A 23,017-nucleotide genomic window follows, 5' to 3' on the forward strand; every position below is an offset into this window, starting at 1 on the left:
GGATAACTAAGGATTCAACGGATGGTTTCCTTTTGTAAAATAAAGCACAGTGTCTTTGTGGCTTAGCGAGGAAAGCATAAATAGAAATCATTAATCGAAAAGAAATGGCAAAGCCAAAGAAAATAATAATCCTGGGCTCCACCGGGTCCATCGGCACCCAGACCGTGGAGGTCATCAATAAATATCCCCGGCTGTTCCGGGTGGTGGGGCTGGCGGCCAATTCCCGGTTCGACCTGTTGGCTCAGCAGATAAAAAAGTTCCGGCCCAAGATGGTCTGCATCGGCCAGGATCCCACCGGGATATCCGCCATAGACCACCCCAAAGCGCCGTTCAATCTGGTGCGCGGGCCGCAGGGATTGAAGCAGCTGGCCTCATTTTCCGAGGCCGATATAGTGGTCAACGCTTTGGTGGGCTCGGCCGGGCTGGAGCCGACGCTGGCGGCAATCGCTGCCGGACACGATGTGGCCCTGGCCAACAAGGAGACCCTGGTGGCCGGCGGACAGCTGGTGATGCGGGCGGTGAAACTAAAAAAGATCCGGCTGCTGCCCATAGACAGCGAGCATGTGGCCCTGCACCAGTGCCTGGACGGGCGGGATATTTCCACTGTCAAAAATCTTATCCTGACGGCATCGGGCGGGCCGTTCCGCTCGCATCCCTTAAAGCAGCTGCACTCGGTGAAGGCGCATCATGCCCTGAACCATCCCACCTGGAACATGGGACGCAAAGTGACCATAGATTCGGCCACTTTGATGAACAAGGGGCTGGAGATGATCGAGGCCCACCACCTGTTCGGAATCCCGCCGGAGCGGATAAAGGTGGTGATACACCCTGAATCCATCATCCACTCCATGGTGGAGTTCAACGACGGCTCCATAATCGCCCAGCTCTCGACGCCCGATATGCGCCTACCCATCCAATACGCCCTGACCTATCCTCAAAGGCTTCCATCGCTGATCAAAGACTGCCGGCTGGATGAACTGGGCCAGCTTACTTTTCATAAACCGGACGGGACGACCTTCAAATGCCTGGACCTGGCCTACCGGGCCATTGCACGCAACGGCATCATCCCGGCGGTGATGAACGCCGCCAACGAGGTGGCGGTGGAATATTTCCTAAACGGCCGGATCGGCTTCATGGATATCCCGGCGGTCATAGAAAAAACAATGTCCGGTTTCCCGGCGGGCAGCCGGGTCAACATAGGCAATATCATCAATGCCGACAGCCGTTCCAGAGCCAAGGCAGAAAAAATAATCATTTCAAGCATCAAGACAAGATAGGATAGATGGAAACATTTTTAGGTTTATTGCTGGCCATACCGCCGATACTGTTCGCCATCACCGTGCATGAGGTATCGCACGGCTGGGTGGCGTTCAAGAGGGGCGACCCCACCGCATACCTGATGGGGCGCCTGACCCTGAATCCGCTGAAACACCTGGACATCTTCGGCAGCTTCATCTTCCCCGGGATGCTGATACTGCTGAAGGCCCCGTTCGTGTTCGGCTGGGCCAAACCGGTGCCGGTGAATTTTTTGGCGTTAAAAGAACCCAAGAAGGACATGATCTGGGTGTCGCTGGCCGGTCCGGTCAGCAACCTGATCCTGGCCGCCGCCAGCGGGCTTTTGTTCCGCCTGCTGTATCCCCTTTATGAGGGACCGGGAACCCTGCTGTATCCGGTGATGATGATCCTGTTCTATCTGGTGCTGGCCGATTCGGTGCTGGCGGTTTTCAACCTGATACCCATTCCGCCGCTGGACGGCTCCAAGGTGGTGGCCGGGCTGCTGCCGGGGAGATTGTCCCTAAGATACCTGAGCCTGGAGAAATACGGCATGTTCATCTTCGTAGGGCTGATCATCCTGATGCAGGTGACCCGGATAAATATCCTGTCGTATCTCCTTCTGCCGGCATCCTTTGTGGCCAGCTTCTTTGCCGGACCGGAGATATTCAGTTTCCTGTGAAAAAACAAAGAGAACTTTCGGAGAATGATATGGAAACCTACAGCAACAAGCATTATCCGGTAAGGGAGGGGCTGGGCCTAATCACCATCAAGGGGATGCTGGCCCGCTCGGCCGGACTGTATCCCTACAAGACGGCACTGCAGATCAGGCGGGGCTCCGATTTTTACCAGGTCACCTACAAGGACCTGAAAGAGCGGACCGAACAACTGGCTTCGGGGCTGGCCCAAAAGGGCATCAAGCACGGCGACAAGGTGGCCATCATCGGGGAGAACTGCCCGGAGTGGGTGGAGAGCTATATCGCGGTGGCCAGTCTGGGGGCCATCCTGGTGCCGCTGGACACCCAGCTGAAGGCCCAGGAGATCCGCCACATCCTGACCGATTCCGAGGCGGTGGCCCTGATCGCCTCCAATAATTTCAAGGAGGTGACCGACGAGGCCGCCGGCAAGCTGCCCAGCCTGAAGAAGACCTTTTCCATGAACAACCTATCAAGTCTTTACGAGCCGCCCGAGCCCAAGACCCTCAAGCGGCAGGTGCAGCTGGACGACCTGGCGGCCGTCATCTACACCTCGGGCACCACCGGGCAGTCCAAGGGGGTGATGCTCTCCAACCGGAACATCATGTCCGACGTGGACGGGAGCTACCAGGTATTCGACCACGATCATCACGACAATTTCATCTCGGTGCTTCCCCTGCACCACACCTTCGAAGCCACCGCCGGGATGCTGGTCCCGCTGTATGTGGGCGCCACCATCACCTACGCCCAGTCCCTCAAGTCACGGGACATCATCAACGACATCCGGGACAGCCAGGCCACCATGATGGTGGGCGTCCCCCTGCTGTTCGAGAAGATGTACCAGGGGATCATGAGGGCGGTAAAAGAAAAACCCCTGCTGACCCGGATGGCCTTCTCCACCTCCAACGGGATCGTCAAATCCATCAAGTCCCTCACCGGGAAAAAGGCCGGGGGCAAGGTGTTTCATTCCCTGCGGGAGAAGGCCGGGATGTCCAGCCTCAGGCTGCTGGTCTCGGGCGGAGCGGCCCTCAATGTCGAGGTGGGAAAGGGCTTCGAGACCCTGGGATTCGAGATCGTCCAAGGTTACGGACTGACCGAATCCTCCCCGGTGCTGACAATCAACACCGTCAAGAATCCGGACCACGCCTCGGTGGGGGCGCCCATCACCTGCGTGGAACTGAAGATACTGGAGCCCGACGCCAACGGCATCGGCGAGATCGCAGCCAGGGGGCCCAACGTCATGCTGGGCTATTACCGGAACCCCAAGGCCACCGAGGCGGTGATCAGGGACGGCTGGCTGCTGACCGGCGACCTGGGATACATCGACCAGCGGGGCTGCCTGTTCATCACCGGCCGGGCCAAGAACCTGATCGTCTCGGCGGCCGGCAAGAACATCTACCCCGAGGAGATCGAGGCTCAATTGCTGGGCAGCCCCTATATCGCCGAGGTGCTGGTGGTGGGCGAGAAAAATCCCCAGACCGACCGGGAGGAGGTCCATGCCATGATCTATCCCAATTACGAGGCCTTTGACGAATATGCCGCCAGGCACAAGATGACCATGGACACCGCCCAGATAGAGAAGATCCTGAAGGATGAGGTCAAGCACCAGTGCGGCCACCTGGCCGATTACAAGCGGGTCAAACACTTCTCCGTAAGGGAGGAGGAGTTCCCCAAGACCACCACCCGCAAGATCAAGCGCTACCTGTTCGTGGGCAAGAAGGTCAACGTCTAAACGAAAAACGATAATATAATCTCCCAAATATCGGAGGCAGGAAAAGTATGTTGTTCGCCAAAAAGAAGGAAGACAAGGCTCAGGCCAATCCCCTGGAACAGATGAAGAAGGAGGAGGCCGAGGTCATCGCCCAGGTGGAGCAGGGCCGCCGCAGCTATACCTCCCTGGACCAGCTGATAGCCGAGCGTAAAAAAACCATGGACGAGATAGACTCCCGCCTGGCCGAGTCGCTGGGCGAAGAGATGTCCATGTCCCAGAGGATGGACGAGGCCAAGGCCAAGCTGGACGAGGTCAACAAGAAGCTGGATGAGAGGTCCAAGGAGGATTCCAACCTGGCCACCAAGATCTGGGAGAAGCGGGCCGAACTGCTCAGCGTCAACCAGCAGATGGACGAGGCCAAAAAGACCGCCGATGCCGCAGTGCAGCAGAGCCAGTCGCTTCAGGCGGACATCATGCTGCTGGAACAGCAGGCGGCCGAAGGACAGAACCAGTCGGACAAATGGAAGAAGGAACTGGAGGCCCTGGAGAAGGAGATAAACCAGAAGCGCCAGGAACAGGAAACGGTGGTCTCCCAGTTCGCCGAGAAGGAAAAGACCCTGGCCGAGTTCCAGGAACGGCGCCAGTCGTTGATGGACCAAGAGAAGAAACTGGCAGGGACCGTGGAGGATCTCAATGCCCTGATGAAGGAGCTGCAGGCCAAGATAGACCAGGCCCAGGACAAGCAGGCCCAGATACTTTCGGACCTGACGGCGGCCGAGCAGGAGAAGAACGGGCTTTTATCCCAAAGCGAATCTTTCAAGTCGGAAGCCAAGCAATTGGAGGAAACGGTCAACGGCCTCAAGACACAGAAGGACGAGCTGGAGAAGGGCATCGCCGAGATCAGGAGCTCCGAGGCCCAGGTGGTGGAACGACACGAGAGCCTGAAGAAGCAGGAGGATGCCATAAGGGAAAGGCTTGAGGGTCTGACCCAGCAGGAGGCCAGCGTCTCCACCAAGATGGAGGCGCTGAACGGCGGCCTCAAGGAGGCCGAGGAGAAACTGCAGGCCGTGGTCAAGGAGCAGCACGAGCGGAAGCAGCAGCTGGACAGGCTGTCCGAGGAACTGACGGCCAAGGGGAAGGAACTGGCGGAGAAGCAGGGCCGTCTGGAGGAGATCGAGCTGGATATCGACCTGAAGGCCGAGGAGCAGGCCAATGCCACCAAATCCCTGGAGGAGGTCCAGGCCGGAGTTTTAAGGGCCGAGACCGAACAGGCGGAATCCCAGCAAAATATACAAGAATTGAACCAGGCCATAGAGGAAAAACAAAAACGGGTGTCCGAGCTGGAGCAGGAGGAGGCCCAGAAGCAGCACGAGGTCGAGGCCATCCGCGAACTGGAGACCAGCCTGAACAATCTAAAACAGCAGATATCCCAGGCCGAGGCCAGGCGCGACGAGATCAACACCCAGATCCTGACCTCCGAGGAGAAGGTGCCGGAATTGCTGTCCAGCCAGAAGGAGCTGGAGTCCCAGGTGGAGAAACTGGCCAAGAAAGAAGAGAAGCTGGCCCAGAAGGTGGAAGAGCTGGAAGGCAAACGCAACCAGCTAAAGGAGCAGAACGAAGAATTGGCCGGCCAAAAGAAGGGGCTGGAAGAGGGTCTGAAACAGATGGAGGAGCAGAGCCGCCATTTGGACGATATCCGGAAGCAGGTGGAGGATCTGGAGAACCAGCGCAAAGAGGCGGATGGACAATTGTCCGAACTTCGCGGCCAGAAGGAGCAGGTGGACGAGGAATACAGGCAGAAACGGCAGCAGCTGGATAATTTCCAGAACGAGGTGAGATCGCTGGAGGATAAAAAGTCCGAATTGGAGAACAGCCACGGCCAGCTAAAACAGGAAATATCCCAGATGGAGCAGCAAAAGAACCAACTGCAGGAATTCCTGTCCCAGAAGCAGGACCTGAGCCGGGAGGCCGAGGAGATCAAGGGCAACATAGAAGCCCTGCGGTCCGAGCTGGAGGCCTCTCAGCAAAAGGTGCAGGAGTTGCAGGAATCGGAGCAGCAGCTGACGGCCAGCGTTCAGGAGAATCAATCCAACCTGCGCAGCCTGGAAAAAATCCTGGAGAAGAGAAGATCCGAGGAGGAGGATATAAACCAACGGATCGCCAATGCCGAAAAGTCCAACCAGGAGATCATGGCCCTGATGAACCAGATAGACGACAGGAAGCAGCAGATGGGCGAGCTGGAACAGCAGGTGGCCCTGCTGCAGCAGGAGGAATCCCGGCTGCTGCGGGAGCGCGACGAGAGGGAAAAGCTGGAGGCCCGGCGCAAGGAGGAGGAGAGGGCGGCCTTCCTCCGGATAAAGGCCAAGGGACGTCCGGTGACCGGATTGTCGCAAACGCCACCGGTCCCAAAATCGGAGACCGCCCAGGATCAGAGCGAGGAACTGGAAGCCCAGGAACCGATCCCAGCCGTTCCGGCCCGGCAGCCGATGCCGCTGATGGCCAAACCCAAGCTGGCTCCCATCAAAACCGCCCAGGAGGCTCATCCGCCCTCATTGCTGGCGGCCAGGGATAAACCCCTGCTGCCCAGACAGCCTTTGCTGTCTCCCAGGCCTGAGGGAAAACCGATCCCCAAGGCGGCCCTGGCCCTCAAACAGGCGGTCAACCCCTTTGCCAAACCGGCCCTGACACCCAGGCCGGCCCCGGCCCCGTTGCTGAAAAAGGAGATTTCCCAACCTGAGCATTCTTTATTAAAACCGCCGGCCCACAAGTCACTGCTCAAGCCGGCGGCCGATAAGGACAAACCTGACAAGGAGATCACTTTCGGGTAATAGCTGCCGCCAGAGGGGATCAATGGAACGGGGATTTAACGGATAACTGCGGATTCACACGGATCAAATTATATAGGATTATTTTGAGCAACAATCCCGAGATATTGGACAGGTTCCTGGGGCATCTGACCGTGGAGCGGGGGCTGGCCGGAAACAGCATCGAGGCCTACTCCCGGGACCTGCGCCGGTACCTGGATTCCCTGGAGATCCAGGGGATAACCGATCCCTCAAAAATACTCCGCAGCCATATAGCCCAATTCCTTTCCCAGCTGGCGGGATACGGACTCTCTCCCGGCAGCCTGTCGCAGAATATTTCGGCGGTGAGGGGGTTTCACCGCTTTTTGGTTGGAGAGGGCCTCTGCAAAACCGACCCCACCGAGAACCTGGATTCGCCCAAGCTGGCCAAGAAGCTTCCCGATGTGCTGGACACCAATGAGATCGAATCCCTGATGTCCCAGCCGGACACCTCGACACCGCTGGGCCTGCGGGACCGGGCCATGCTGGAGGTGATCTACGCCTGCGGCCTGCGGATCTCGGAACTGCTGGGCCTTAAAAGGTCCGATCTGGCCTTCGACCAGGGATACATCCGATGCTTCGGCAAGGGATCGAAGGAGCGGGTGGTGCCCATCGGCCAGACCGCCCGGCGCTGGACCGAAAGATATCTGGAGGGCTCCCGCCCGGTATTGATCAAAAAGATCGCAACCGATGTGCTGTTCCTGAACAACCGGGGGAGGCAGATGTCCCGGATGGGTTTCTGGAAACTGCTTAAAGCCTATGCCCAGAAGGCCGGGATAAAAAAGCGGGTGCATCCCCATATTTTAAGGCACAGCTTTGCCACCCATCTGCTGGAGGGCGGGGCCGACCTGCGCTCGGTGCAGGAGATGCTGGGCCATGCCGATATCTCCACCACCCAGATATACACCCATGTGGACCGGGAGTATCTGAAGGAAGTACACCGGCAATTTCACCCCCGGGGATAATTTTAAAAAATAATATAAGGAGCCTTTTATGCGCCAGATAATCAAAACCGACAAGGCCCCGGCGGCCATCGGGCCCTATTCCCAGGGCATCGAGTTCGACAGCAAATTAGTCTTCACCTCCGGGCAGATCCCGCTGGACCCCAAGACCGGCCAGCTGGTGGAGGGCGACATCAATGTCCAGACCCGGCAGGTGCTGGAGAACCTGAAGGCGGTGCTGGAGGCCGGAGGATCCAATCTCAAGAAGGTCATCAAGTGCACCGTCTTCCTGGCCGACATGAATGATTTCGCCGCCATGAACCAGGTCTACGGCGAGTATTTCAACCAGGCCCCGCCGGCCCGCTCGGCCTTCCAGGTGGCCCGGCTTCCCAAGGACGCCAGGATCGAGATCGAGGCGATAGCGGAAATTTGATTAACCACAAAGACACAAAGGCACAAAAAGATCTGCTTGGTGCCTTGGTGGTAAAAAAGGCTCAACTATGATGAGAACCAAAGTCATCTTCAATCCCAAGGCCCACGGGGGCGAGGCGGCCGGGCATCTGGAGCAGGTCAAGGCCCTGCTGAAGGCCGCCGGCATCAACTTCGAGCTGTCGCTGACCGACCGGGAGGGCGACGCCCGGAAGCAGGCCCGGGAGGCGGTGGAGCGCGGCTTCAAGGTTATCGTGGCCTGCGGCGGAGACGGGGTGGCCGGCGAGGTGGCCGGGGCGCTGGTGGGCAGCCAGGCGGTGTTCGGAATGATCCCCCTGGGCTCGGGCGACGATCTGGCCAAATCCCTGAATATCGGTCGCAACATAGCCCACGCCGTCAGCCATATCAAACAGCACCGCACCAGGATGATGGACGCCGGAGTGGTCAATGGCTGGTACTATTTCAACTCGCTGGGCATCGGGCTGGACGGAGAGGTGATCATAGAAAAGCAGAAGATCAGGGGCCTGCGGGACCTGAAGCTTTACCTGCTGGCCACCGTCAAGGCATTGATGCGCTACCAAGGCCAGCGGATCAGCCTGGATTTCGGGCCGGGCAAGGTGTGGGTGGAGGCCCTGCTGGTGGAGATCATGAACGGGCGGAGCGTGGGCGGCGGCTATATTTTGACGCCGGAGGCCCAGATAGACGACGGCTGGCTGGACCTGTGCATCATCCACAAGCTGACCTGGCTGGAGTTCTTCCGGCACGTGCCCAAGACCTTCAAAGGGAAACATACCCATCTCAAGCAGATCGTGATGGGCCGGACCCAGAAGGTGGTGGTGGAATCGGAGCATCCCATGGCCGTCCAGGTGGACGGCGAACTGTGGCCCAAGAGGGAGAAGCACTACGAGGTGTCCATACTGCCCAAGGCGGTGGAGGCCATCGTGGGCGATCATGCTTGGTGAAGGATATTTCGCGATCACCAAAGCATGTTCAATGCTGTTGATGATAGATCATCAGATAAACCAAATGTAATTGAGGAGAGGGAAGAGCGCATAAGAAATCGCTTTTCGTTTACGATCCGGTAAAGGAGGATGCCCATGAACTTCAAAAAAGAGAACATCCAGCGCCTGTTCGAGGCCAATCCCACCATCCACGGGATATTGAAGGAGGCCGAGAACCACCTGATAGCCAAGAATCTTCTGGTGGTCTATCTGGACGAGATGGTCCGGATGCTGCACCTGGATATCATCGCTCCCAAGGGCCTGGAATGGTCGCTGCAGATAAACTGCATCTATGCCCTGCGCAAGATAATCTCGGTCCGCAGCGAGAACCTGGCCAAGTTCGGCATAATAAAACTGCTGTGGCAGCTGGCCCGGGATGACCATCAGGATCTTCCCGAAAACCTTTCCGACGCTTTCTTCGAGGACCTGCGGCACATATTCATGGGCACCACCGGGAAAAGCCGGGTCTATGACCAGGAGATCTATTCCACCTCGGCCGACATGCATGGCCGGGAGGCGGCCATCCAGCGTTCCGACCAGCTGGACGCCGTGGCCCTGCGCTGCGAAACCTTCATTAAAAGATACGCCTCCGGCCTGGATCCGGATGTCAGGAAGGCCAGGCAGCAGAACCGGGAACGGATATTGAAGCATTTCAACGCTTCCCAGGAAGACTGGAAGGATCACCGCTGGCACCTGAAGAACATCATCCGCAATGCCGAGCAGCTTTCCAGCCTGATCGATCTGAGCGACGAGGAGAGGAAGGCAATAGACAAGGCAAAATCCAGGGCCCTGCCGTTCGGCATCACTCCCTATTACGTATCGCTGATGGACCAGGACCCGTCCCGCACGAACGACCATGCCGTCCGGGCCCAGGTGATCCCGCCGGCCAATTACGTAAAAAAATGCTGAAGAACAAGGATGATCACAGCCATTCCCTGGACTTTATGCTGGAGCACGACACCTCGCCCATCGAATTGGTGACCCGGCGGTATCCCCGGATCGTGATCCTCAAGCCCTACAACACCTGCAGCCAGATCTGCGTCTATTGCCAGCGCAACTGGGAGATCGAGGACGCCCTCTGTCCCGAAGCCGAGGCCTCCCAGGAAAAGCTGGAGCAGGCCATCAAGTGGATAGCCGACCACCCCATGATCAGCGAGGTGCTGGTCACCGGCGGCGATCCGCTGGTGATGGAGGACGGCCGGATCGACAATGTGCTGTCCAAGCTTTCACGGATAGGCCATATCGAAAGGATAAGGATCGGCTCCCGGACCCCGGTGGTGCTGCCCCAGAGGATCACCGAAGGCCTGATGGATATCATCGCCAGATACCACCAGCCGGGCCTAAGGGAGGTGGCCATCGTCACCCATTTCGAACATCCCTACGAGATCACCGAAGAATCGATGGAGGCGGTGCAGAAATTCCGAATGAAAGGGATGTCGGTCTACAACCAGGCGGTGTTCACCGTGGAGAACAGCCGGCGCTTCGAGCTGGTGGCCCTGCGCCGGGCCCTGCGGCTGGTCGGGGTGGACCCCTATTATACCTTCAACACCAAGGGCAAGGAGGAGACCCGCAACTACCGGGTGCCGCTGGCCCGCCTGCAGCAGGAGGTCAAGGAGGAGGCCCGGCTGTTCCCGGGACTGGTGAGGACCGACGAGCCGGTTTACAACGTCCCCCGGCTGGGCAAGAACTATGTTCGGGCCGAGCAGCACCACACCCTGCTGACCATCATGCCCGACGGCAGCCGGGTCTACGAGTTCCATCCCTGGGAGAAGAAACTGGCCCTGGTGGACACCTACATAGATTCCGACGTGCCGATCTACGATTATCTGCAGGAACTGAAGCGGCGGGGAGAGAACATCGAGGACTACCGCACCATCTACTATTATTTTTGATATAAATGAAAGCACTGGCACTTCTCTCCGGCGGGCTGGACAGCATTTTGGCGGTCAGGGTGATCATGGAACAGGGCATCGAGGTTATCGGGGTCTGCTTCGTCACGCCGTTCTTCGGGCCGGAGAATGCCCGGAAGGCGGCCGGGGTACTGGGCGTCAAGTTGATCGAGCACGACTTCACCGAGGAATATTTCGCCATGATGAAAAGCCCCCGCTACGGTTTCGGGGGCAACATGAACCCCTGCATAGACTGCCACGGATTGATGCTGAAAACGGCCCACAGCCTGTTGGAAAAATTTGATGCTTCATTCCTGATCACCGGGGAAGTGCTGGGCGAGCGGCCCATGTCCCAGACCCGTGGAGGCCTGAACGCCGTCCTTAAATTATCGGCCGACCGGGACCTGGTGCTACGCCCATTATCCGCAAAGTTGTTGGAACCCACCAAGCCGGAACGGGAGGGCTGGGCGGACCGGGAAAAACTGCATGACTTTTCCGGCCGGGGCCGCAAGCGCCAGGAGGAGCTGGCCCAAAGCTTCGGGATAAAGGATTATCCCCAGCCGGCCGGGGGCTGCCTGCTGACCGAGGAAAAATATTCCCAGCGCCTGAAGGAGCTCATAGAACACGAGGGACTGAACCGTCAGGATGCGGAACTTTTGAGCCTGGGCCGCCATTTCCGGCTGGAGGAAAACACCAAAATGGTCGTGGGACGCAACCGGTCGGAAAACCAGCGGCTTTTAGATCTGGCCGGAAGCCAGGATACCGTCATCCGTCCGGCCGAGAATATCAAAGGCCCGGTGGGGATCATTAAGGGTGAGATATCGGAGGATATCTTACAGACCGCCGGGAAGATCCTGGCCAGATACTGCGACCGGCAGGAGGGCCAGGCAGTGGGCATAAACATCTACCGCAACAAAGAAAAGGAAGGCATCACGGTGATGAAGCCTCATGAGGCATTTGTTTTGAAGTGGCAGATATGAAGATCAGAAGGATGTTGTTCTGGGCGGCCATAGCGGCGGTCATGTCCCATCAGCTGCCGGCCCAGGAAAAAAATGAGGAAAAGAAGCCCCACCGTTCGCCGCTGTTGTCGGTGTGTTTCTCGGCGGCCCTTCCCGGGGGCGGGCAGCTTTACACCCAGCAGTATCTGAAGGCGGCGATCTTTGCCGGAGGCCTGGGATACCTGGGATACTGCTACAACCGGGAGGATCAGGCGGCCATAGGGAATCCCATTCAGGACGATTACAATTACCATAACCAGCGGCGGCGCAATTACAAATGGTGGTTCATCGGCATCTGGACTCTGTCGCTGGCCGATGCCTATGTCGACGCCCACATGTTCAAGTTCGACGAACACAGCGAGCCGGACCTGTCGCTACAGGTGACGCCGGGGTCGGTGGCCCTGGTCAAGAGATTTTGAACGTTTTTTCAGGCGGGGTCTTATCTTAGATGCCAGGGGTCTTTTCCCACGAAACATACAAAAAGCACGAAAATCAATCAGGTAATATAAAAATCAGTAAGAACCTTAGTGGCTTGGTGTCTTGGTGGTAAAAAAGCCGAATTATAAATCTATGTTTTTGTGATTTACCTTTAATTAAAAAGCGAATAATACTTGATCGTACGGATATGAACAAGGAATTTAAAAAAATTATCTGGCCCATAGCCTTCATCGCCCTGCTGGTGATACTGTCGTCATTCCTGCTTTACGGGCTGGCCCGGATGGAGGGCCAGGAGATCACCCTGCTGAAGAGCCTGTACATGGTGGCCATCACCATCTCCACCATCGGCTACGAGGATATGATCGGCACCCAGGGCAGCCGGCTGCTGACCGTGGTCAACATCGCCCTGATCTTCATCTACATGATCGGGGTGGCCTATGCGGTCTCCAACTTCACCGCCTTTCTGATAGAGGGCCGGCTGAACAAATTCTTCCAGTTGCGAAAATTACATAAGAGGATAAAAAGAATGGACAAGCATTACATAATCTGCGGGGCCAAGGATATCGGGGTCTATGTGGCCCGCGAACTTAAGGAGACCAAGCGGCCCTTCGTAGTGATCGACGAGAATCCCCACGTGCTGGATGCCATCCGCAAGGAGATCCCGGATGTGGTGGCGGTGGAGGGCGACCCCACCGATGATAATGTTCTGCTGGAGGCCGGGATCAAGAAGGCCCAGGCCCTGATAGCGGCCCTGGAGAGCGACAAGGAGAATCTCTATCTGGTGGTGGCGGCCAAGGATCTCAATAACGGCATCAAAATAGCTTCGCGCTTCAACAATCCCGCCACCCGGCACAAATTCGTCAACGCCGGGGCCTCCTACCTGGTCTCCCCCAATATGATCGGCGGGATGCGGATCGCCTCGGAACTGGTGCGGCCGGCGACGGTCTCTTTTCTGGACACCATGCTGAGAAGCAAAAAGCACGATGCCATGCGGGTGGAGGAGTTTCAGGTGCCCAAGAATTCCGGCTTTATCGGCAGGACCCTGCTGGATGTGCACCAGGAGACCGGGGTGCTGGCGATCTCGGCCAAGTGTCCGGGCAGCGAGGATTACGATTACAACCCTGATCCACTGATGAAGCTGGCGGCAGATATGGTTTTGATATTCATCACCACACCGGATAAGAGAATTCTGCTGGAAGAGAAGCTTTCCCGGTGAAATGTAATGCGCTTCAACCGTTTGGTGATGAATATTTTAAACTCCGGCAAAAGAACGGGAAAACACACCGTTGGTCCCGGCTGATTCAAATTCAGCGGCATAGAGAATTAGAGAATAACAGAACATTAAATCCATTTAGCAGGTCACTAAAATGAGACAGCGGATAATCCTCCTGCCCGTTTTTCTGTTTTTAATACCGCCCGGGCTTAGCGCCCAGAAGGATTCGATCGCGGCAAAAGTGCCGGTCATGCAGTCAATGCCAGATTCTTCTGCCGCCCCAAAGCCCGGCCCGGTTAGTGCCTCGGCAGGTGTGATCGATTCCAGCGACGAATATAATTTCCTGGAGTTGTATTATTACGGACCCGACTACCAAGGGATTTACGATGTGTACGACCCCTGGGACATCTACCCCGACCAGGAGGGCGATTCCCGGGAGCGGGATAACGACAGCCGCGACAGCCAGGAGCGGGATGCCAGGGAGGAGTGATCGCTACGGATTATAATATGCTCGCCAGATTATTCGGTTTCTATTCGGCCTTCAACAAAAAAGAAAGGCTGGTATTCTGGCTGATCATGCTGTCCTGCGTTTTTGACGGAATGACCCAGGGGGTGCTTCTGCTGCAGGAGACCATAGCCAAGAAAGCCATGGCTGCCAGCGATTTTCAGATATCAGTCATCGGATTGCTGGCCAACGCCACCATGCTGCTGTCGCTGGTGGTCAGTTTTTTCTTCAGCAACCGCAGCAAGAAATGGATCCTGATCCCGGGGATGATATTGGGCCGGCTGATCTTCATCCTGGCCTTCCTGCTGGAAGGGGCCAATCTTTTCCTGTTATTGCTGTTCTTTTACTATTCCCTGTATGCCGTCCAGGGCCCCATAATAAATTCATTCTATCAGAAGCACATCGCCCAGAAGAAGGGCCAGGTGTTCGGGCTGACCCGGATGGTGCTGATGGTCTTCTCCATGGCCACCTCCCTGATAGTGGGGCGCCTGCTGGATCTTTCCCCGCAGCTGTACAAGCCCATCCTGATGAGCATCGCCGTCACCGGGGGGATCACCTATCTGCTGTTCATCGTCATAGACTCACACATCGCCTACCGCCCGGAATCAAAATACCGGATGAGGCGCACCGCCCGCGACCTGAAGGTGATGTTCAAACGCACCGATTTTTTGATGTTCGAACTGGCTTTCATGACTTACGGGCTGGCCTTCATGGTGATGGTTCCGGCGGTGCCGCTATTCATGTTGAATCAGCTGAAATTCAGTTATTCCCAAATGGCCCAGGCCAAGGGGGTGTTCGCCCAGATTTTTATGTTAGCCCTGATGCCCCTGGCCGGGATGATATTCGACCGGATCAATCTATGGAAGATAGCGGCCATCTCCTATGCCATCATGGTGGGATACCCCCTGCTGATGCTTCTCTCCAGTCTTTATCAAAGCAGGATACTGGCCTATGCCAGTCTGTGCTTCTTCTCTCTGGGCCTGACCGGCGTCGTCATGTTGTGGAACCTGGGCTCCCTGCACTTTGCCGGAAACCGGGATTCCCTGGTGTACCAGGGGCTGCATGTGACCCTGACCGGGGTCCGGGGATTCCTGGGTCCGCTTTTGGGATATTACCTGCTTTCCCGGGTAAGCTACCAAGCGGATTTTATTTTGGCCATGATCCTGTTCGCCGGAGCCTCGGGGATGAGCCTCTATTTTAAAAGAAAATACAGCCAAGTATTCGCTAAAATATGAAAAATAATAAAAAACAGGTTATAGTTATCGGCCTGACCGGCGGGGCCGGCTCGGGGAAAAGCACCGTGGCTAAGGTTTTCCAAAGGCAGGGGGCCTGTATCATTGATGCCGATAAGCTGGGACATCAAATGCTGGATAAAAAATCACCCTGCTTTGCCAAAGTTATAAAAGCTTTCGGCCCCGGCATATTGTTGGGTAAAAACAGCATCGACCGCGGCCGGCTGGCAGAAATGGTCTTCTCCGATCCGGTAAAACTACGCCGTCTGAATCGCATCGCGCACCCCGCCCTTTTAAGGGAGATAGATAAGAATATCCTTCTCTGCCGGGAAAAATATTCCGCCAGGCCGATAGTGATTGACGCCGCCCTGATCGTGCAATGGGGTCTGGAGAAAAAACTGGACCGATTGGTAATGGTGGATTCCCCCAAAAAGCTCCGATTGTTCAGGGTGATGGACCGGGGAGTCCCTAAAGACAGGGCTTTGAGAATATTGGCCTCCCAGATGCCGGTCTCTCAAATAAAGAAAAAGGCTGACATCGTGATCCCAAACAACGGCACTATCGTGCAGCTGAAGGAGAAGGCGGCCCTGGCCTGGAGGAGGTTGGCGGAGGAAAATGTCATCCTGAAATAAAAAAAGGTTGAATTGTCCGGCCCTTTTGTCATAAAATAGATGCCGGCCGCTGATCAACAGCAGAAGGATGGTAAAATGAACAAGATGGATTGGCTGAAAAAGATCAATCCGGTATTATTCCTGGTTTTCTTGGTCCAGGCAGCGACAGGGGTGATCTACTTCCTGGTCGGCAGCGAGATCCTTGGGGTGACCCATCTGTTCGGGGGATTATTGATGATCTTGATCGCCGGCATCCATCTGGTTTTAAACTGGACCTGGGTAAGATCGAACTACTTTAAAAAGAAAGCACTAACAGACAAAGGATGACACCGTTTTGACAATAGAGGAATTGAAAAATAACGGCCAGATTGCTGATGAGAATATAAAGAACCTGCGGAGGTATCTTTGACCTGGACCGTTTGGAAAAGGAACTGGCAGAATACGAGGCCAGGATGTCGTCCCCGGATTTTTGGAACGACAATATCAAGGCCAAGGAGGTCATAGCAGAGGCCAACCGACGCCGGGAATGGATAGATCCCTGGAGGGAGCTTAGGAAAAAGTGCGATGATGCGGCCACCCTGCTGGAGCTGGTGGAGGAATCGGACAGCGAATCCTTAAAGGAGATCCAGGACGATCTGGCCGCCCTGGAAAAAGGGTTAGAGGGTCTGGAGTTTCGTCATATGCTGCGGGGAGAGGATGATGAACGAAGCGCTATTTTAACCATCCACCCCGGGGCCGGAGGGACCGAATCCCAGGATTGGGCCGAGATGCTTCTGCGGATGTATACCCGCTGGATGGAACGTAACGGCTACCAATATAAGGTGATCGATCTGCAGCCGGGCGACGAAGCCGGAATCAAAAGCGTTACGGTGGAGGTGACCGGAAGATATGCTTTCGGCTATCTTAAGGCCGAGATCGGCGTTCACCGGCTGGTCAGGATATCACCCTTCGATTCCAACAAACGTCGCCATACTTCGTTTGCCTCCACTTTCGTATACCCCGAGATCGACGATGACATCAAGGTGGACATTCCTGAATCAGATATTAGGATAGACGTTTACCGGTCCGGCTCGGCCGGAGGGCAGAATGTCAACAAGGTGGAAACTGCCATCCGGATGGTTCACATCCCCACCGGGATAGTGGTCTGCAGCCAGAACGAGCGATCCCAGCACCAGAACCGGATCAACGCCATGAAGGTGCTGCGCTCCAGGCTGTACCAGCACTACAAGGCCGAGGATGACAAGAAGCGCCAGTCGCTGGAGGCCACCAAGACCGATATCGCCTGGGGAAACCAGATCCGATCCTATGTTTTCCACCCCTACAGCATGGTCAAGGATCATCGGACCCTGGAGCAGACCGGAGATGTGAAAGCGGTGATGGATGGGGAGATCGACCGGTTCATAAACGCCTATCTCAAGCGGGGCGGCAAGTTCGACAAGATGGAATCCGGGGATGACCTCTGACCGGATAGGTTTTTTGAACCACAAAGAGCACAAAGGACACAAAGGTTTTAATGTTTTTAACTTTAATAAAGACCCAAAATCAAAATAATGGAAGGAGGTGTGTTGAATGGTAGCAGCTTATGAGTTCATCAATTGCGATGCCGGCAAAGCCGAACTGGTGGTCAGGGCCCTGCGCAAGATCAAGGGGTTGAAGCAGGCTCATGTGGTGACCGGACTTCATGACATCATCGCCTACGTGGAGGCCCCCACTATGAAGGACCTGACAAAACTGATCATTTCCAGGATCCAGGGGACCAAGGGCGTCGGCCGGACCGTCACCTGCATCGTGGTCAACGGCAACTAGTTTTATCTGCTTTTTAAAAGGGCCGTCCGTCAGGGCGGCCCTTTGGCATTGCTTAACCCGTTAATATTATTAATAAGGAAGCATGCCGCCATCATCATCATGATAGTGCTGATAACCTTGATGATGGAGGGCACGACCATGAAAGCAAAGAAGATCATCATGATGATGGGGTCCAATATTGTAGTGGCTAAATATAAAAAAGAACTTGACATTAAACTAAAAATGTGTAATAATCTCGGTAGATATTAATAACTACCGAGACATAAACACATGAGAGATCAGACGCTAAAAAGAATAAAGAAGAAGTATGCACGGCAAGCATATTTTACCATAGCTGACGCGGTTAAAATGGACATTCATCCGGAGGTCATACGCCGGATGACCAATAAAGGGGAGATTGATCGTATTAGGCGTGGTGCATATCGTGTTATCGGAGCGGAACTCACGGAAAAAAATTCATTGGCCCTGGCGGCAAAGGCTGTACCAAAGGGTGTTATCTGTCTGGCAACGGCCCTCAGGTTTCACGGTATCACGACCCAACTGCCCGCGCAGGTCTGGATCGCCATAGAGAATAAAATGTGGCGAACGAAACAGATTGATACCGGGCTGCAGCTGGTGTTCTTTTCCGGCGAATCCTTTACCTCGGGCGTCGAAGACCATCTGGTCGAAGGCGTCACGGTCCGGGTCTACAACCCCGCTAAGACGGTGGCCGATTGCTTCAAATACCGTAACAAGATCGGACTGGATGTGGCGCTGGAGGCTCTTAAGGAAGGCCGCCGGAGCCGCAAGTTTACCGCCGACGAGCTGACCAAGTACGCCCGGATCGACCGGGTGCTCAATGTGATCAAGCCCTATATGGAGGCGGTCTTTTGAGCCGGAAGCCAGTAACCGACATCGGCGCTTCGGTGCGGGAGCGACTGAAACAGAAATTTCCGGGGTTCGGATACGATTTCCATGTCCTGCTCACCCATTATGCCCTGGAACGCCTGCTTTACCGCCTGGGTCGATCACATTACCGGGACCGGTTCATGCTTAAGGGCGCGTTGCTTTTTAAGGTTTGGTATGATCAGCCGGTCCGCTCGTCAATGGACGCAGATCTGCTGGGCAAAGGGCCCAGCGATATCCCAAAAATGGAGAAGATATTCCGCGATCTGTGCCGGGCATCCGTCGAGCCGGACGGGCTGGAATTCCTGGCGGACACCGTTCACGGCGAAGAGATACGGGAAAATTCGGAATACCAGGGCATCAGGTTGACATTGGCAGCGGTGCTGGCTGGCGCCCGGATACACCTTCAGATCGACATCGGTTTCGGCGACGCAGTGATCCCGCAGGCCAAGACGATAAAATATCCGGTGCTGCTGGATTTCCCGGCCCCCAGCGTCAAAGCCTATACGCTTTATACGTACATTGCCGAAAAATTCCAGACCATCGTTGATAAAGGCCTGGCCAACAGCCGGATGAAGGATTACTACGATCTTTGGTACATATCCCGGCACAATGAAATAGACGGCGTTACCCTATCCAAGGCGATAACAGCCACCTTTAAAAGAAGAAAAACGGAATTGCCAAGATCACTGCCGGAGGGACTGGATAAAGGATTTTCATCTGATCCCGCCAAACAAAGGCAATGGACATCATTCCTGGAAAAGAACAAACCGCGTGAAACCCAAGAGTTGATCGCCGCCGTTGATGGGATACAGGGTCTTCTTATGCCTGTGGTTCAATCTTTGATTGAGAAGAAACCATTTAATAAAGTGTGGCATTTGGGACAAGGTTGGCGTTGAGTGCCTTAATTAGTGGGTATTTGATAACATTAATATGCCGTCCGCCAGGGCGGCTTTTTTTATCCGCTATTATTGTATAAGCAGTAGGGGACGGTTTGAAACTATCCCCTATGGATAGGATGGAGAAAACAACATATTGTATAAAAAGCGGGGAAAAGCCGGTCAGAAGTTCCATCTAAAATTTTTTTGAAAAATATTAAATATTTTTATTTTAGGGATTGACATTTTGTATGAAATCTTATATAATATCAATTCTTTAGGAAAACTTTTATGTATGCCATCTTCCTGTCTTATTAAAGAAAGTAGGACAGGACATGGGGAATTTTGCTTTTAATCCCCGGCAGCATCAACGGAAAATCGGTTAAGGAGATCCCATGCCGACCATCAACCAACTGATCCGACACGGTAGAAAAACCAAGTCCAAAAAGACCAAGGCTCCGGCTCTCAAGAACTGTCCCCAGAAGCGCGGGGTCTGCACCAGGGTCTATACCACCACCCCCAAGAAGCCCAACTCGGCCCTGCGCAAGGTGGCCAAGGTCCGGCTGTCCAACGGCATTGAAATATTGTCCTACATCCCCGGCGAGGGTCACAACCTGCAGGAGCACTCCATCGTGATGGTGCGGGGCGGCCGGGTCAAGGACCTGCCCGGCGTGCGCTACCACATCGTCCGCGGTACCCTAGACACATCGGGGGTGGATGGCCGCAAGAGAAGCCGCTCGCTGTACGGCACCAAACGCGCCAAGAAATAATTTTTTCCACAGCAACATTTCAAAAATAAAAATATAACACCGAGACTGGTATAAAAATGCCGAGAAGAAAAAGAGTCATAAAACGGGAACTGCTGCCCGATCCCAAATACCACGACACCATGGTCACCATTTTCATCAACAACCTGATGGAGAGGGGCAAGAAGAGCATAGCTGAGCGGATCTTCTACAACGCGGTGGAGATCGTGGAGAAGAAGACCAAGGCTTCGGGGATCGATGGCTTCAAGCAGGCCCTGAACAACATCAAGCCGGTGCTGGAGGTCAAGCCCCGCCGGGTGGGCGGCGCCACCTACCAGGTGCCGGTGGAAGTAAAGCCGGAGCGCCGGACCGCACTGGCCATCCGCTGGATGATCGCTGCAGCCAAGTCCCGCTCCGAGCAGACCATGCGGGAAAGATTGGCTGGAGAGATACTGTCTGCCATCAAGAACGAGGGCGGCGCCATCAAGAAGAAAGAGGACGCCCATAAGATGGCCGAGGCCAATAAGGCCTTTGCTCATTACCGGTTCTAAAATCAGCTTTAATATCAGGTGAATTCAATAGACTAATGAACAACCTGTCGCCATTTTACATCGCATATCACATCTGATCGGCGGATCGATATTCCGGCCTCCTGATCGATGAAATTTCAGGCGGCGGGAGATAGGAAACAAATTGGCTCAGGAATCATTAAATAAGACCAGGAATATCGGCATCATGGCCCATATCGATGCCGGTAAGACCACCACCACCGAGCGGATACTTTATTTTACCGGCCGGGTCCATCGGATCGGCGAGGTCCACGACGGGGCCGCCACCATGGACTGGATGGAGCAGGAGAAAGAACGCGGCATTACCATCACCTCGGCCGCCACCACCTGTTTTTGGAAAGAACATCGGATAAATATCATAGATACCCCGGGCCACGTTGATTTTACGGTCGAAGTAGAACGCTCTTTGAGAATATTGGACAGCGCCGTGGCGCTGTTCTGCGCCGTGGGCGGAGTGGAGCCGCAAAGCGAAACGGTATGGCGACAGGCCGACCGGTATCACATTCCCCGGATAGCCTTTATCAACAAGATGGACCGGGTGGGGGCGGACTTCGACGACGCGGTTTCCATGATGCGGGAGCGGCTGGCCGCCAAGGCAGTGCCCCTCCAGATGCCCATCGGCCGTGAGGAGGCTTTCAGCGGGGTGGTGGACCTGGTGACCATGAAGGCCATGACCTTCGACGACAAGGGAGAGAAGGTCCCCGAGACCGGTCCCATTCCGGCCGACCTGGCGGAGGCCGCCCAGAAATACCGGGATAATCTGGTGGAGCAGGTGGCCGAGTTCGACGAGGAGGCCATGCATGCCTATCTGGACGGCCAGGAGATAACCCCGGAGATGCTGAAACGCTCCATCAGAAAAGGCACTCTGGAGATCAAAATATTTCCGGTATTGTGCGGGGCCTCGTTCAAGAACAAGGGGGTCCAGCTGTTGCTGGATGCCATCGTGGACTATCTGCCGGCCCCCACCGATCTTCCGCCCATCACCGGCATCAACCCCTATACCAGCCACAAGGAAGAGCGGCACGACAGCCCCGACGAGCCTCTGGCCGGGCTAGTGTTCAAGATAGCCACCGATCCCTATGTGGGCAAGATCTCTTTCGTCCGAATCTACTCCGGAATCCTCAGGGCCGGCGAGACGGTATATAACAGCAACCTTGACAAGCGGGAACGGGTAAGCCGGATACTGATGATGCATGCCAACAAGCGCGAGGATGTGGAGCAGATATCAGCCGGAGACATCGCCGCCTTGGTGGGGCTAAAGGAAAGCCGCACCGGGCATACCATCTGCGACAAGACGCATCCCCTGGTGCTGGAAGCCATGAAATTCCCAGATCCGGTTATAGCGGTGGCCCTGGAGGCCAAATCCAAGGCCGATCAGGACAGGATGGGCCTGGCCCTGGCAAAACTGCTGGAGGAGGATCCCACCTTCAGGGTGAAGACCGACGAGGAGACAGGCCAGACCATCATCTCCGGCATGGGCGAGCTTCATCTGGAGATAATCGTGGACCGCATGCTGCGGGAGTTCTCGGTGCAGGCCAATGTGGGCAAACCCCAGGTATCCTACCGCGAGACCATCCGCAAATCGGTCACCAGCAACATCAAATTCGCCAAGCAGACCGGGGGCCACGGACAATTCGCCCATGTGGTGATACATGCCGAGCCCAGGGAGCCAGGGACCGGATTCGAGTTCGTCAATTCCATCATCGGCGGCAACATCCCCAAGGAATTTATTCCCTCGGTGGAAAAGGGAGTCAAGGACGGTCTGGAATCCGGTGTGCTGGCGGGATATCCGGTGGTGGATGTCAAGGTGGAGCTGACCGACGGCTCTTATCACGAGGTGGATTCTTCTGACATGGCCTTCAGGATAGCCTCTTCAATGGCGGCCCGGGATGCCCTGCAGAAAGCATCATCAGTCCTCTTGGAACCAGTTATGGATGTGGAAGTGGTGGTCCCCGAAGTGTACATGGGCGACGTGATCGGCGACCTGAGCGCCCGCCGGGGTAAGATTTTGGGACTGGTGAAACGCAAGGATGCTCAGGTCATAGCCTCGATGGTTCCCCTTTCCGAGATGTTCGGTTACGCCACCAGGCTGAGGTCCCTCACTCAGGGAAGGGCCATCTACACCATGCAGTTCCATCATTACGAGGAAGTTCCCCGGTCGATATCCGAGGAGATAATGGAGAAAAACGGAAGCCGGCGCTAATCACGGCAGTTGACAAGTAAGATATAAAGCGGAAAAATTTACCAGAATATAAGGAGATTCCAGGTATGGCCAAAGCAAAATTCGAGCGAACCAAGCCGCACGTAAATATCGGGACGATCGGTCACGTTGACCACGGCAAGACGACGTTGACC

General features: G+C 55.5%; 22 protein-coding genes and 1 pseudogene. All 23 read left to right on the forward strand.

Translation table 11 applies throughout. From position 1 onward, the window contains the following. The first annotated feature begins 104 nt into the window (after positions 1–104). The 23 genes and pseudogenes from A2273_09360 (at position 105) to A2273_09470 (ending at position 22,865) form a co-directional block, all read left to right on the forward strand. A complete protein-coding gene (locus tag A2273_09360; protein ID OGF07125.1) occupies positions 105–1,277 on the forward strand; it encodes a 1-deoxy-D-xylulose-5-phosphate reductoisomerase in 1,173 nt (390 codons plus the stop codon). A gap of 5 nt (positions 1,278–1,282) precedes the next feature. After that, positions 1,283–1,954, forward strand: coding sequence for a hypothetical protein (locus A2273_09365; protein ID OGF07126.1), 672 nt, complete (start codon positions 1,283–1,285; stop codon positions 1,952–1,954). Between the two features lie 29 nt (positions 1,955–1,983). Then, positions 1,984–3,699 (forward strand): hypothetical protein, encoded by a 1,716-nt coding sequence (locus tag A2273_09370; protein ID OGF07127.1) that lies wholly within the window; start codon positions 1,984–1,986, stop codon positions 3,697–3,699. 47 nt (positions 3,700–3,746) lie between these two features. Next, complete coding sequence (locus tag A2273_09375) at positions 3,747–6,506, forward strand: hypothetical protein (protein ID OGF07128.1); 2,760 nt, start codon at positions 3,747–3,749, stop codon at positions 6,504–6,506. An 83-nt stretch (positions 6,507–6,589) separates the two neighbouring features. Then, positions 6,590–7,486, forward strand: coding sequence for a site-specific tyrosine recombinase XerD (locus A2273_09380; GenBank protein OGF07129.1), 897 nt, complete (start codon positions 6,590–6,592; stop codon positions 7,484–7,486). A 28-nt stretch (positions 7,487–7,514) separates the two neighbouring features. Continuing rightward, positions 7,515–7,895, forward strand: a complete 381-nt coding sequence (locus A2273_09385; protein ID OGF07130.1) for a reactive intermediate/imine deaminase — start codon at positions 7,515–7,517, stop codon at positions 7,893–7,895. Between the two features lie 67 nt (positions 7,896–7,962). Continuing rightward, complete coding sequence (locus A2273_09390) at positions 7,963–8,853, forward strand: hypothetical protein (GenBank protein ID OGF07131.1); 891 nt, start codon at positions 7,963–7,965, stop codon at positions 8,851–8,853. Between the two features lie 129 nt (positions 8,854–8,982). After that, a pseudogene (locus A2273_09395) lies at positions 8,983–10,784 on the forward strand (KamA family radical SAM protein). 5 nt (positions 10,785–10,789) lie between these two features. Next, positions 10,790–11,761, forward strand: a complete 972-nt coding sequence (locus A2273_09400) for a hypothetical protein (GenBank protein OGF07132.1) — start codon at positions 10,790–10,792, stop codon at positions 11,759–11,761. After that, entirely contained in the window at positions 11,758–12,198 is a 441-nt protein-coding gene (locus tag A2273_09405) for a hypothetical protein (GenBank protein ID OGF07133.1), read from the forward strand. Before A2273_09400 ends, A2273_09405 begins: the two co-directional genes overlap by 4 nt. A gap of 206 nt (positions 12,199–12,404) precedes the next feature. After that, positions 12,405–13,433, forward strand: coding sequence for a hypothetical protein (locus A2273_09410; protein OGF07134.1), 1,029 nt, complete (start codon positions 12,405–12,407; stop codon positions 13,431–13,433). Positions 13,434–13,584: 151 nt separating this feature from the next. Next, complete coding sequence (locus tag A2273_09415) at positions 13,585–13,920, forward strand: hypothetical protein (protein OGF07135.1); 336 nt, start codon at positions 13,585–13,587, stop codon at positions 13,918–13,920. 17 nt (positions 13,921–13,937) lie between these two features. Beyond that, a complete protein-coding gene (locus A2273_09420; protein ID OGF07136.1) occupies positions 13,938–15,170 on the forward strand; it encodes a hypothetical protein in 1,233 nt (410 codons plus the stop codon). After that, a complete protein-coding gene (locus tag A2273_09425; GenBank protein ID OGF07137.1) occupies positions 15,167–15,799 on the forward strand; it encodes a dephospho-CoA kinase in 633 nt (210 codons plus the stop codon). The genes A2273_09420 and A2273_09425 overlap by 4 nt, the downstream gene beginning before the upstream one ends. A 75-nt stretch (positions 15,800–15,874) precedes the next feature. Next, positions 15,875–16,105, forward strand: coding sequence for a hypothetical protein (locus A2273_09430; GenBank protein ID OGF07138.1), 231 nt, complete (start codon positions 15,875–15,877; stop codon positions 16,103–16,105). Between the two features lie 74 nt (positions 16,106–16,179). Next, the gene (locus tag A2273_09435) at positions 16,180–17,241 is read left to right on the forward strand and encodes a peptide chain release factor 2 (GenBank protein OGF07139.1); all 1,062 of its coding nucleotides are present in this window, start codon (positions 16,180–16,182) and stop codon (positions 17,239–17,241) included. 106 nt (positions 17,242–17,347) lie between these two features. Then, positions 17,348–17,584: a hypothetical protein gene (locus A2273_09440; GenBank protein ID OGF07140.1), complete on the forward strand. Its 237-nt coding sequence runs from the start codon at positions 17,348–17,350 to the stop codon at positions 17,582–17,584. Between the two features lie 42 nt (positions 17,585–17,626). Further along, entirely contained in the window at positions 17,627–17,833 is a 207-nt protein-coding gene (locus A2273_09445) for a hypothetical protein (protein OGF07141.1), read from the forward strand. Positions 17,834–18,160: 327 nt separating this feature from the next. Beyond that, complete coding sequence (locus tag A2273_09450; protein OGF07142.1) at positions 18,161–18,457, forward strand: hypothetical protein; 297 nt, start codon at positions 18,161–18,163, stop codon at positions 18,455–18,457. Then, positions 18,454–19,368, forward strand: coding sequence for a hypothetical protein (locus A2273_09455; GenBank protein ID OGF07143.1), 915 nt, complete (start codon positions 18,454–18,456; stop codon positions 19,366–19,368). The genes A2273_09450 and A2273_09455 overlap by 4 nt, the downstream gene beginning before the upstream one ends. A gap of 374 nt (positions 19,369–19,742) precedes the next feature. Further along, positions 19,743–20,117, forward strand: a complete 375-nt coding sequence (locus tag A2273_09460) for a 30S ribosomal protein S12 (GenBank protein OGF07144.1) — start codon at positions 19,743–19,745, stop codon at positions 20,115–20,117. A gap of 56 nt (positions 20,118–20,173) precedes the next feature. Then, entirely contained in the window at positions 20,174–20,644 is a 471-nt protein-coding gene (locus A2273_09465; GenBank protein ID OGF07145.1) for a 30S ribosomal protein S7, read from the forward strand. Positions 20,645–20,828: 184 nt separating this feature from the next. Further along, positions 20,829–22,865: a translation elongation factor G gene (locus A2273_09470; GenBank protein OGF07155.1), complete on the forward strand. Its 2,037-nt coding sequence runs from the start codon at positions 20,829–20,831 to the stop codon at positions 22,863–22,865. The last annotated feature ends 152 nt before the right edge of the window (positions 22,866–23,017 follow it).

It is taken from the genome of Candidatus Edwardsbacteria bacterium RifOxyA12_full_54_48, assembly GCA_001777915.1.
Lineage (GTDB): Bacteria > Edwardsbacteria > AC1 > AC1 > EtOH8 > UBA2226.

What these genes read in the sequence shown, in the direction of transcription:
- A2273_09360 (OGF07125.1), top strand. Translation starts at nt 105, where the DNA reads ATGGCAAAGCCAAAGAAAATAATAATCCTGGGCTCCACCGGGTCCATC.
- A2273_09365 (OGF07126.1), top strand. Translation starts at nt 1,283, where the DNA reads ATGGAAACATTTTTAGGTTTATTGCTGGCCATACCGCCGATACTGTTC.
- A2273_09370 (OGF07127.1), top strand. Translation starts at nt 1,984, where the DNA reads ATGGAAACCTACAGCAACAAGCATTATCCGGTAAGGGAGGGGCTGGGC.
- A2273_09375 (OGF07128.1), top strand. Translation starts at nt 3,747, where the DNA reads ATGTTGTTCGCCAAAAAGAAGGAAGACAAGGCTCAGGCCAATCCCCTG.
- A2273_09385 (OGF07130.1), top strand. Translation starts at nt 7,515, where the DNA reads ATGCGCCAGATAATCAAAACCGACAAGGCCCCGGCGGCCATCGGGCCC.
- A2273_09390 (OGF07131.1), top strand. Translation starts at nt 7,963, where the DNA reads ATGATGAGAACCAAAGTCATCTTCAATCCCAAGGCCCACGGGGGCGAG.
- A2273_09400 (OGF07132.1), top strand. Translation starts at nt 10,790, where the DNA reads ATGAAAGCACTGGCACTTCTCTCCGGCGGGCTGGACAGCATTTTGGCG.
- A2273_09405 (OGF07133.1), top strand. Translation starts at nt 11,758, where the DNA reads ATGAAGATCAGAAGGATGTTGTTCTGGGCGGCCATAGCGGCGGTCATG.
- A2273_09410 (OGF07134.1), top strand. Translation starts at nt 12,405, where the DNA reads ATGAACAAGGAATTTAAAAAAATTATCTGGCCCATAGCCTTCATCGCC.
- A2273_09415 (OGF07135.1), top strand. Translation starts at nt 13,585, where the DNA reads ATGAGACAGCGGATAATCCTCCTGCCCGTTTTTCTGTTTTTAATACCG.
- A2273_09420 (OGF07136.1), top strand. Translation starts at nt 13,938, where the DNA reads ATGCTCGCCAGATTATTCGGTTTCTATTCGGCCTTCAACAAAAAAGAA.
- A2273_09425 (OGF07137.1), top strand. Translation starts at nt 15,167, where the DNA reads ATGAAAAATAATAAAAAACAGGTTATAGTTATCGGCCTGACCGGCGGG.
- A2273_09430 (OGF07138.1), top strand. Translation starts at nt 15,875, where the DNA reads ATGAACAAGATGGATTGGCTGAAAAAGATCAATCCGGTATTATTCCTG.
- A2273_09440 (OGF07140.1), top strand. Translation starts at nt 17,348, where the DNA reads ATGGTAGCAGCTTATGAGTTCATCAATTGCGATGCCGGCAAAGCCGAA.
- A2273_09450 (OGF07142.1), top strand. Translation starts at nt 18,161, where the DNA reads ATGTGGCGAACGAAACAGATTGATACCGGGCTGCAGCTGGTGTTCTTT.
- A2273_09460 (OGF07144.1), top strand. Translation starts at nt 19,743, where the DNA reads ATGCCGACCATCAACCAACTGATCCGACACGGTAGAAAAACCAAGTCC.
- A2273_09465 (OGF07145.1), top strand. Translation starts at nt 20,174, where the DNA reads ATGCCGAGAAGAAAAAGAGTCATAAAACGGGAACTGCTGCCCGATCCC.
- A2273_09470 (OGF07155.1), top strand. Translation starts at nt 20,829, where the DNA reads ATGGCCCATATCGATGCCGGTAAGACCACCACCACCGAGCGGATACTT.